We start from the raw sequence: 10,932 nt of genomic DNA on the forward strand, positions 1-10,932 counted from the left end.
GGATCGGGGTTAGCTTGTCCCTGCCGCGGCAGGGGGTTCAGCGGGGTAGGCCGAGGCGATCATCGCGCCCGACAGCGTGGTGTAGGCAGTGACCCAGGCGGCCTTGACCTCGGGGGTGAAGTCTTCGCCCAGACCGGCTTCGAGGGTACGCAGCAGCGAGGCACCGACGGCCTCGTAATGGGCGGGCTGGACACCGTATTCGACATGGCGCGCGGCCAGGTCGGCGGCCACCGGCAGCAGCGCGGGAATGTCGTTCAGCCCCTTCACCACGGCGTTCAGCATCTGCATCAGCTTGCCGCCCTGTTTCTGCATATCCGCCCCGGCAAAGAGCGGCTTCACCTCGGGGGCGGTGTCGAAAAGGTCGGCGTAGAAGATTTCGGCCGCCTTGCCCTTGATCGGCCAGACCTTGGCAAAACTCGACTGGACAAGGGTGATTTCACTGGTTTCCATGGGTCACTACTCCGCAGCTATCTTCGCCGTCGCCCTGCCTTCGGGCTTCGGCTTGGGTTTCGCGCCGTGCTCGTACTCCTCGAGGAAATCGAGCACTTCCTGGCGGTAGTGGTAGTAGTCGGGATGTTCCAACAGAGCCTTACGGGTCCGGGGGCGCGGCAGGTCCACCTTGGTGATCTTGCCGATGGTGGCGCGGGGGCCGTTGGTCATCATGACCACGCGGTCGGCCAGCAGGATCGCCTCGTCGACGTCATGGGTGACGCAGACGGCGGTGACCTTGGTGCGCGACCAGACCTCCATCAGCACCTCCTGCAGTTCCCAGCGGGTGAGGCTGTCGAGCATGCCGAAGGGCTCATCCAGCAGCAGCAGCTTGGGGGAAAGGGCGAAGGCGCGGGCAATGCCGACGCGCTGCTTCATGCCGTTGGACATGGAATGCGCCGGGCGGTCCATGGCATCGGCCAGGCCCACACGTTCGAGGTAATATTCCACCACGTCCTGCTTTTCCGCCTGGCTGGCGCGGGGATAGACCTTGTCCACGCCAATCGCGCAGTTCTCGCGCGCCGAGAGCCAGGGGAAGAGGTTGGGCGACTGGAAGACCACCGCGCGTTCGGGGTCCGCACCGCGCACCTCGTAGCCGTCCAGCTTGATCACCCCTTCCGAGATGTCATTGAGACCGGCGGTCATGGTCAGCACGGTGGACTTGCCGCAACCCGAGTGGCCGATGAGAGAGACGAACTCGCCCCGGTCCAGCTTCAGGTTGAAGTCCTCGACCACGGTCAGCGGGCCTTTCGGCGTCGGATAGACCTTGTGCAGGTTGTCGAAGCTCAGGAAGCGGTCGTCGATCATGCCCTTCTGCGCCTCGGTGACGGCCTTGGGCAGGTTGTGGATCGCCTCGACGCTGGGAAGGGTGCGGGTCTCTTCGGCCTTGGCCTCGATACCGACATCCATCAGGTAGGTGGTGACGCGGGCGCGCAGGACCTTGAAGGTCTCGTCGCTGTTCATCGCCGAGCGGTCGCGCGGCCGCGCCATGTCCACGGTGAATTCCTCGCCCAGGGTCCCGTCGGGGTTCAGGGCGATGATGCGGTCGGCCAGCAGGATGGCTTCGTCCACGTCATTGGTGATCAGCACGCAGGTCTGCTTTTCCTCGTTCCAGATCGCCTCGATCTCGTCGCCGAGGTTGGCGCGGGTCAGGGCGTCCAGCGCGGAAAGCGGCTCGTCCAGCAGCAGGACTTCGGGGTTCATCGCCAGGGCGCGGGCCACGTTGACCCGCTGGCGCATGCCGCCAGACAGCTCCGCCGGGCGGCGGGTCGTGGCGTGGGACAGGCCGACCATCTGGATGTACTTGTCGGCCTTGGCCGTCTTCTCGGCCTTCGACAGGCCGGGGAAGATCGTGTCCACCGCCAGCATGACGTTGCCGTGCACCGTCAGCCAGGGCATCAGCGAGTAGTTCTGGAAGATCACGCCGCGCTCGGGGCCGGGGCCCGTGACGGGCTTGCCCTTGAACAGGACCTCGCCCTTCGTGGGCGCTTCCAGCCCGGCAAGCAGGTTGATCAGGGTGGTCTTGCCGCTGCCCGAGAAGCCCAGCAGGACCAGGAATTCGCCTTCCGCGACGCTGAGGTCGATGTCCTTCAGCACGTGGGTGGCATGGGTGCCCTCGCCGAAGCTTTTCGAGACGTTCTTGAGATCCAGGATGCTCATGACGCTCACCGGTTGTTCGAGAAGGTGAAGAGGGACTGCAGGGCGAACATCACGCGATCCAGCAGGAAGCCGATCACGCCGATGGTCAGCACCGCGACCATGATCCTGGCGAGCGAGCTGGAAGAGCCGTTCTGGAACTCGTCCCAGACGAACTTCCCAAGGCCGGGGTTCTGGGCCAGCATCTCGGCCGCGATCAGGACCATCCAGCCGACACCGAGCGACAGGCGCAGGCCGGTGAAGATCAGCGGCAGCGCCGAGGGCAGCACCAGCTTGGTGATCTTCGACCAGGTGCCCATCTTCAGCACCTTCGACACGCTGATCAGGTCCTTGTCGATCGAGGCCACGCCAAGCGCGGTGTTGATCAGCGTCGGCCAGAGAGAGCACAGCGTGACGGTGATGGCCGAGACCAGGAAGCTTTTCGCAAACAGCCCGTCATTGGTGGTGTAGACCGCCGAGACGACCATGGTGACGATGGGCAGCCAGGCCAGCGGGCTGACCGGCTTGAAGATCTGGATGATCGGGTTCAGCGCCGCATTGGCGGTGACCGACAGACCGGCGGCGATGCCCAGCGGAATGGCGACGGCCGAGGCGATCAGGAAGCCGAAGAACACCGTCTTGATCGAGGTCCAGATCTGCGCGTAGTAGCTGGGCGCGCCGGTATAGGGGATCTCCTTCACCTTTTCCGGCTGGCCGTTGGCGATGAACCTCTCGTTGCGCGCATCGACGCGCTCCTGGAACGCGCGGCGGTCGGCGGCGGTCTGGATGGCGCTTTCGTGCAGCTGCACGGCTTCGGTCCAGACCTGCGCCGGTCCGGGCACGGCCCCGAGAGAGGTCTGCACGCGGGGCGCCAGGGTGCCCCAGAGGGTCAGGAAGACCGCGATGGCCAGCAGCGGCACACCCAGCAGACGCCAGATGTCGCGGGCCTGGGCCTTGGGGTTGTCGCCGGCGGCGGCCTTCAGGATCGGGGTGATCCAGGCGAGGCCCAACACCTGAAGCCATTTGTCGATGGCATTGATGCGGGTGAAAAGCTTGGCGCGACGGGCCTCGCGGGCCTCTTTGCGCGCAAAATCGGGATCGACAGTGGTCATGCGTCTTCTCCTTGATCTGCGGGAGGGCCCGCGAGGTCGGTCTGGTGTCCGGTTGGCAGGGCACGCACCCCTGCGGGGCATCGCCCGACCGCCAACCCTTTCATTTCATTTCGTATTCAAGGATTCGCGCGAAGCCGGGGGTTGCCTGTTTCAAGCTTTCCCGGGGCTCCGCCCGTGATTGGCCCGAAAGGTCCCCCGGACCTTTCGCCTGTCCCCCGAAGTCTCGGGGGACAGGTACGGTCAATCACCCCTGAACCTCATTGCCGACGACAACCTGCTCGCCCTTCAGGCCGATCGGCAGGCTTTCCAGGTAGGCGTTCGGGGCTTTGCCGTCGTAGCCGATGCCGTCGATCACGTCAGAGGCAGGGGTCGGCGCCTTGTAGCCATCGCTGTCCCAGGGGAAGTCGGCTTCATTGGCCAGGCCCTCTTCCACCAGCAGGCGGGCGGCCTCCAGGTAGATCTCGGGCTTGTAGACCGACTTGGCGACCTCGTCGTACCAGCTGTCCGGCTTGGCCTCGGGGATCTGGCCCCAGCGACGCATCTGGGTCAGGTACCAGACCGCGTCCGAGTAGAAGGGATAGGTGGCGTTGTAGCGGAAGAAGACGTTGAAGTCGGGGACCTCGCGGGTGTCGCCCTTCTCGTATTCGAAGGTGCCGGTCATCGAGTTGGCGATGACCTCGTAATCCGCGCCGACGTATTCGGGACGCGACAGGATTTCCACGGCCTCGGGGCGGTTGGCGTTGTCGTTCTCGTCCAGCCACTGTGCGGCGCGGATCAGCGCCTTGGTCACGGCCAGCGTGGTATTGGGGTTCTCTTCGGCGAAGGCGGCGGAGATGCCGAAGACCTTTTCCGGGTTGTTCTTCCACAGCTCGTAATCGGTGATCACCGGCACGCCGATGCCCTTGAAAACCGCCTGCTGGTTCCACGGCTCACCCACGCAGTAGCCCGAGATGGTGCCGGCTTCCAGCGTGGCGGGCATCTGCGGCGGCGGGGTGACCGACAGGAAGGCCTCGGCGCCGATCTGGCCGGTGACGTTCTCGGGCGAGTAATAGCCGGGCTCGATGCCACCGGCGGCCAGCCAGTAGCGCAGCTCGTAGTTGTGGGTCGAGACGGGGAAGACCATGCCCATGTTGAAGGGCTTGCCCTGGGCGTTGAAGCTCTCGATCACCGGCTTCAGGTGGGAGGCGGAAATCGGATGCGCGATCTTGCCGTCCGCGTCGGTTTCCAGGCCGGGCTTCATCATCTCCCAGACTTCATTGGAAACGGTGATGCCGTTGCCGTTCAGGTCCATCGAGAAGGGGGTGATGATATGCGCCTCGGTGCCGTAGCCGATGGTCGCGGCCAGCGGCTGGCCGGCCAGCATGTGGGCGCCATCCAGGGTGCCCGAGATCACGCCATCCAGCAGCACCTTCCAGTTGGCCTGGGCTTCCAGCGTGACGAAGAGGCCCTCATCGTCGAAGAAGCCCTGCTCATAGGCGACGGCCAGCGGCGCCATGTCGGTCAGCTTGATGAAGCCGAAGGTCAGCACGTCCTTTTCCAGGTCGAGCATTTCGGCACTGGCGGGCGCGACCATGGCGGTCGTGGCGGCCAGAGAGAGAAGAAGTCGCTTCATTTCATACCCCGTCTTTGTTTCTGGCCCGGGGTTGGTTTCAATCTCCCGGGCGAACACGAAAAGCCACTCTGACAGACCGGATGGAGGCATCCGGATGTCGAGCGGCTTTGCTCAGTCGAACCCAATCAGTGGGAGAAAGTCGTCAGGTGGGCGCCATTGCCTGCCTGTGATCCCGAAGGTGCGGGATCGGCGGCGTTCGCGCAAAGGTTCGGTGACAATTCGCGGTGTTTTTGGCGTGCCAGACAGAAGCTGCCGAAAAATGCGCCAGGTTTTCGCCTATTTGCCGCGCGACGGCTCAAAAACGCGGCCATCGAAGAAGGAATCGGGCAGCAGCGACAGCTGCCCATGGGCCGAGGCGATGGAGGTTTCGGCGGTGACGGCGCCCTCGATCTTGGCCGAAGCGCCGGGCAGATCGGCCTCCGAGCCGACAAGGGCGGCGCGGTGCAGGTCGCTGCGGAAGGCGCCGCCGCCGGCGCGCAGGGCGGCGTCGCGGTCCAGCCCGGTGCGGGCCGCCAGCTGATGTGCGATCCATTCCGCCTGGCTGCGCCAGGGGAAGGTCGCACAGCCCTTGTGGAAGCCGACGAAACCGAGGGTCTCGCGCGTGTCGCCGCGCCCGTTGATCACCATGCGCCCGGACAGCGAGCGTTCCAGCACCTCGACGGGCAGGTTCAGGTATTCGGGCCGCGACAGCAGCTCGGCGGCCAGGCCGCGCGAGTCGGGCTCGGCCAGCCAGCGCCCGGCGCGCCAGCAGGCGCGGATCAGGCGGCCCAGCAGCGCCTCTTCGCTTTCCGCCCAGTCGGTACGGGCGGCCAGCACCTTCTCGGGGGCAAAATTCCAGATCGCCTTGCCGGGCAACAGCAGTTCTCCGGCGCCGTTTTCCACGGTGATGCTGCCCCAGGGTTCACCGACGCAGAAGGCGTCGATCTCTCCGGCGGCCATGGCATCGGCCATCAGAGGAGGCGGCACGGTGCGGATCGACACGCTCTGCGGTGCGGGCAGGCCGAGGGCCGACAGCCAGTAGTAAAGCAGTTCGGCGTGCATCGAGAAGGGGAAGGGCACCCCGATGCGCAGCGGGGCATCGGCGGGCTTGGCACGGATCAGCGCCTCTCCGGCGGCGCGGGCATCGTGGAAGGCAAAGTCATGGCCCACCTCGCGCAGCCGTGCGGCGAGCGCGTTCGAGACGCCGATCACCGTGCCGTTGACCGACAGAACCGAGACCGCCGAGAGCGCCGCACCGGTGCCCCCCAGCCCAAGCGCAGAGGCAACCGGCACCGGCGAGAGCATATGCGCCGCCTCGACCCGGCCAAAGACCAGCATGTCGCGCAGGGACGACCACGAGGGCGCCTTGACCAGCTCCAGCGCGATGCCCTCTTCGGCGGCAAAGCCCATTTCCTGCGCGGCGATCAGCGGCGCGGCATCGACCAGCGGGATAAACCCGACATTCAGGCTGACCGCCTTCATCCCAGAAGCCCCGCAGCGGTGACCAGCGCCTGCGCCACATCGGCAACCCGGCGGTTCTGGTCCATGGCGGTCTTGCGCAGCAGGGCATAGGCCTCGTCCTCGCCCATGCCGCGCGCCTTCATCAAGAGACCCTTGGCGCGGTCGATCACCTTGCGCTCTTCCAGCGCGCGCTTGGTGGCGGCCAGTTCGTTGCGCATCCGCTGGAACATGTTGAAGCGCGCCACGGCGGCATCCATCACCGGCTTCACCCGGTCCGGCTGCAGCCCGGCCACCACGTAGGCCGAGACCCCGGCCTCGATCGCGGCGCGGGTCAGCCCGTCGTCGCTCTGGTCCACGAACATGGCGACGGGGCGCTCCAGCGGGCCCGAGGCCAGTGTCAGCTCTTCCAGCATGTCGCGCGAGGGGTTGGCGATATCCACCAGTACCATGTCGGGGTTATGCGCCTTCACCCGCCGGGCCAGCCCGGTGACCTCGGCGATGACGTGGATGTCGTAATCCCCCGCCTCGGCCAGGCTGTCGACGATCAGCATGGCGCGGTCACGGTCCGGCTCGACGACGATGATGGAAAGCTTGTCCGACATGCTCCCGACATGGCGGCAGAGCAGGGCGCTTGTAAACAGAAACGATGCGGCAGCGCGGCAAGAGCCCCCCGGCCCCCGCCGCGCCCTGCTGAAAAAGGTGGCGCGCGAGCCCGTGCAGCAAGGCGCCCCGGGGCCAACACTTAATGGTTGATTAAATTTGATGCGACGATTTGGGGACGTTGTGGGCGGGGGCCTTTGGCCTAGGCTTTTGCCACGCCCTGTTGGGGCGGGTAGCGCGTGAAAGGGTTCCCCATGCAGATACTGGATCACCCCCCGATGACCTGGCGCGAGGATCAGCGCGTCGCCTGGCCGATGAAGAAGCTGGGACATGCCCAGCTGGGCGCCCGCGAGGGGGCCATGCTGTACTACCTGGCCCGAGACTGGGCCTCGGGCGCGCGTCCGCTGGTCGAGCTGGGCTCGTTCCTTGGCGGGTCGGCCTCGCTGACCGGCGCGGGGCTGAAGGACAACCCGCTGTGGAACGGCCAGACGAAACTGCATTGCTTCGATATCTTCGAGGCGAAATACGGCAACATGGCCGAGTTCATCCGCACCCGCGTCGATCCCGATTTCGAAGCGGGGCAGAATTTCCAGTATCTCTTCGATGCCCAGACCGCCGAGGTCTCAGAGGCGATCGAGGTGCATCGCGGCGACCTGATGCAGGCCAGCTGGAGTGGCGGAGAGATCGACATGCTGTTCGTCGACATCGCCAAGACGCCGGACCTGAACCGCATCACCCTGCAACGCTTCCTGCCCGCCCTCAGGGTCGAGACGGGGCTGCTGGTGAACCAGGATTTCCACAATCCGGACAACCCCTGGATCCATACCTCGCTGGGCTTCCTGTCCAGCCACTTCGAGCTGATCGAGCCGCGCGCCGATGATTCCATCCTGCTGCGCCTTGTCCGTCCGATCCCGCCAGAGGCGCTGCGCGAGGCCGGGCGCTTCGAGGACCTGCCGGACGAAGAAGCGATGAACCGGGTCAACCGGCTGATGTCGCTGCTGCGCCAGAACGATGCCGAACCCGCTATGTCGAGCTGGTCCGCGCCCGGCTGCAGATTCGCGCCGGCAACCGCGCGGCGGGGCGCGCCACGGTCGAGGCGGCGCTGGCCCGCTACGGCGAGGGGGATCCCAAGACCGATTTCTTCTGGAAGCGGCGGGCAGACTCGGTGCAGGCGCTGGCGTGACCCCAGCGGCCTGATCTCACTGACCTGATCCACCGGCCTGCGGGCGCGCAGGATCACTGTGCGCCCCCGGGCAGTTCCCGCGCAGCCATTTCGGGTTATCTTCCTTGCAACAGGAGGACCCGAAAGATGAGCTGGAACCCCGATCACCTGCTGACCGACCCCGACCTTGTCGCCGCCTCGGCGCTGGAAACCGTGCTGGTGCCGCGCGCCCGCGACATCGGCGGCTTCGAGGTGCGCCGCGCCCTGCCCGCGCCGAAGCGGCAGATGGTCGGCCCCTTCATCTTCTTCGACCAGATGGGCCCGGCAGAGCTGCTGACCGGCGAAAGGATCGACGTGCGCCCGCATCCCCATATCGGGCTGGGCACCGTTACCTACCTCTATGACGGGGTGTTCCATCACCGCGACTCGGTCGGCTCGGACCAGCTGATCCGGCCCGGCGACGTCAACTGGATGGTGGCAGGGCGCGGCGTCAGCCACTCCGAACGCTCGCCCTCGGCCGAGGCGGGCGGGCCGCTCTACGGTATCCAGACCTGGATGGCCTTGCCCAGCCGGGACGAGGACCGCGCCCCGGAGTTCGAGCACCACCCCAAGGCCAGCCTGCCGATGCTCGAGGCGCATGGCATCTCGGCGCGGCTGATCCTGGGCACTGCCTTCGACGAAACCGCTCCGGCGACGCTGTTCTCGGAAACCTTCTACCTGGACGTGACGCTGGCGCCCGGCGCCGCCTTCCCCCTGCCCGACGATCACGAGGATCGCGGGCTGCATGTCACCCACGGCAGCCTCGAGGTGGCCGGGCAAAGCTTCGAGGCCGGGCGGATGATGGTCTTTCGCCCCGGCGACCGGATCTCGGTCCGCGCCGGGCAGAAGGGCGCGCGGTTCCTCGCCCTCGGCGGCGCCACCCTGCCCGAACCGCGCTACATCTGGTGGAACTTCGTCTCGTCCTCGCCCGAGAAGATCGAGGCCGCCAAGCTGGACTGGCGGCGCGGCGACTGGGGCCGCGGGCTGTTCGACCTGCCCGCCGGCGATACGGCAGAGTTCATCGAGGCGCCCGAGGATCGGCCCGGGCGGATGACCCCGATGCAGGCCGGCCCGCGCGGCGGTTGAGGCGGGTTTCCGCAATAGCCGCCCGATTTCCGGCGCCAGCCCGGGGCCGGATCGGCTAGCCTGCGGCCATGATGTTCGACCTGCCCCCGGATGACCTGCTCTATGACGCGCTGCTGGCGCGCGACGCCAGCTATGATGGCCGCGCCCTGGTCTGCGTGACCTCGACGGGCATCTTCTGCCGCCTCACCTGCCCGGCCCGCAAACCCCTGCGCCAGAACTGCCTGTTCCGCGCCAGCCCTGGCGAATGCCTCGCGGAAGGGTTCCGCCCCTGCAAGCGGTGTCACCCGCTGGGTCAGGCCGAAGACCCCGCCGTCGCGACCCTGCTGGCGGCGCTGGAAGAGCGGCCCGAGCATCGCTGGACGGAAGGCTGCGTGGCGCGCCTCGGCCTCGACCCCTCGACCGTGCGGCGCGCCTTCAAGCGACAGTTCGGCATGACCTTCCTCGAGATGGCCCGCCAGCGCAGGCTGCGCGACGGTTTCCTGACCCTCGGACAGGGCGGCAAGGTGATCGAGGCCCAGCTTGATGCCGGGTTTTCCTCGGGCTCGGCCTTCCGGGCGGCCTTTGCCCGGCTTCTGGGCGCGGCGCCCGGCACCCTGCGCGGCGATGCGCTGCTGCTGGCCGACTGGATCGCCACGCCGCTTGGCGACATGATCGCCATCTCTTCCGCCCATCACCTGCACCTGCTGGAATTCACAGAACGCCGCGCGCTGGCGGGCGAGGTGCGCAAGCTCTCCGAACACGCCAGGGGATCCCTCGGCATCGGGGTGCATCCGCCGACCGAGCAGATCCGCGCCGAGCTGGCCGCGTTCTTTGCCGGACGCTCGGCCCGCTTCGAGACCCCGCTGGCGTTGCACGGCTCGCCCTTCACTCGCGAGGTCTGGGAGGCCCTGCGCGAGATCCCGGCCGGCGAAACCCGCTCTTACGGAGACCTCGCCCGCGCCCTCGGCCGGCCCGGATCGCATCGCGCCGTGGCCCGGGCCAATGGCGCCAACCAGATCGCGCTGGTGATCCCCTGCCACCGGGTGATCGGCGCCGACGGCGCACTGACGGGCTATGGCGGCGGCCTCTGGCGCAAGCAGCGCCTGCTCGAGATCGAGGCCGCCTATCGCCCGGCCCGCGCCACGGGGTGATCCGCACTTCCGTCAACTGTTGACAGTATTTTCCTCCCTGATAGTTTCGCCCCGATTTGAACGACAGCCGGTGCCGGAACGGCCGGTCCCTGCAGGGGGGCCGGGTGCCGGACTGCGGCTTGCAGGAAGGCGGGACGATGACGCACCGGGAGCACAACGCAAGAGAGCTGAGCAGCCAGGACCTTGAGGAGCTGACCCTCTGGCGGCAGGACCTGCACCGCCACCCCGAGCTGTCGGGGCAGGAGGCAGGCACCGCCGAAACGGTCCGGGCCATGTTGCAGGACACCGCCCCGGACCGGATCGTCACCGGGCTGGGCGGCGACGGCGTGGCGGCGGTCTACGAGGGCCGGGGTGCCGGCCCCTCGGTGCTGTTTCGTTGCGAGCTGGACGCCCTGCCGATCACCGAAGAGAACCCGGACCTGCCGCACCGCTCCCTGGTGCCGGGGGTGGCGCATCTCTGCGGCCATGACGGCCATATGGCAATCCTTGCCGCCACCGCGCGCTGGCTGGGCCGCAACCGGCCCGTGCGGGGCCGCCTCGTCCTGCTGTTCCAGCCCGCCGAAGAAGACGGCGCCGGGGCCGCACGGGTGATCGGGGACCCTCGGTTTGCCTCTCTGGCGGCCGACT

The 10,932-nt window shown here is 67.2% G+C and carries 10 protein-coding genes; 4 read left to right on the plus strand and 6 right to left on the minus strand.

The window, feature by feature from the left end:
* Positions 1-9: 9 nt before the first annotated feature.
* From OS124_RS0119320 to OS124_RS0119345, 6 genes are all read right to left on the minus strand, one after another.
* A complete protein-coding gene (locus OS124_RS0119320) occupies positions 10-450 on the minus strand; it encodes a globin family protein (protein ID WP_010141564.1) in 441 nt (146 codons plus the stop codon).
* 6 nt (positions 451-456) lie between these two features.
* Positions 457-2,148: an ABC transporter ATP-binding protein gene (locus OS124_RS0119325; protein WP_010141565.1), complete on the minus strand. Its 1,692-nt coding sequence runs from the start codon at positions 2,146-2,148 to the stop codon at positions 457-459.
* A 5-nt stretch (positions 2,149-2,153) separates the two neighbouring features.
* Entirely contained in the window at positions 2,154-3,236 is a 1,083-nt protein-coding gene (locus OS124_RS0119330) for an ABC transporter permease (RefSeq protein ID WP_010141566.1), read from the minus strand.
* Positions 3,237-3,480: 244 nt separating this feature from the next.
* Entirely contained in the window at positions 3,481-4,848 is a 1,368-nt protein-coding gene (locus tag OS124_RS0119335) for a CmpA/NrtA family ABC transporter substrate-binding protein (RefSeq protein WP_010141567.1), read from the minus strand.
* Between the two features lie 276 nt (positions 4,849-5,124).
* Positions 5,125-6,309 (minus strand): CmpA/NrtA family ABC transporter substrate-binding protein, encoded by a 1,185-nt coding sequence (locus tag OS124_RS0119340; RefSeq protein WP_010141568.1) that lies wholly within the window; start codon positions 6,307-6,309, stop codon positions 5,125-5,127.
* A complete protein-coding gene (locus OS124_RS0119345; protein ID WP_010141569.1) occupies positions 6,306-6,890 on the minus strand; it encodes an ANTAR domain-containing response regulator in 585 nt (194 codons plus the stop codon). The genes OS124_RS0119340 and OS124_RS0119345 overlap by 4 nt, the downstream gene beginning before the upstream one ends.
* A 252-nt stretch (positions 6,891-7,142) precedes the next feature.
* Between OS124_RS0119345 and OS124_RS0119350 the strand changes: the two genes are divergently transcribed.
* The 4 genes from OS124_RS0119350 to OS124_RS0119365 all read left to right on the plus strand — a co-directional run.
* Entirely contained in the window at positions 7,143-8,099 is a 957-nt protein-coding gene (locus OS124_RS0119350) for a class I SAM-dependent methyltransferase (RefSeq protein ID WP_029375584.1), read from the plus strand.
* Between the two features lie 98 nt (positions 8,100-8,197).
* Positions 8,198-9,175, plus strand: a complete 978-nt coding sequence (locus OS124_RS0119355) for a pirin family protein (protein ID WP_010141572.1) — start codon at positions 8,198-8,200, stop codon at positions 9,173-9,175.
* A 68-nt stretch (positions 9,176-9,243) separates the two neighbouring features.
* Entirely contained in the window at positions 9,244-10,305 is a 1,062-nt protein-coding gene (locus tag OS124_RS0119360; protein ID WP_010141573.1) for a bifunctional transcriptional activator/DNA repair enzyme AdaA, read from the plus strand.
* 137 nt (positions 10,306-10,442) lie between these two features.
* Positions 10,443-10,932, plus strand: a 490-nt coding sequence (locus OS124_RS0119365; RefSeq protein ID WP_010141574.1) for a M20/M25/M40 family metallo-hydrolase, incomplete at its 3' end; no start/stop codon positions are given.

This window comes from Oceanicola sp. S124 (assembly GCF_000220565.1).
Taxonomy (GTDB): Bacteria; Pseudomonadota; Alphaproteobacteria; order Rhodobacterales; family Rhodobacteraceae; genus Pseudooceanicola.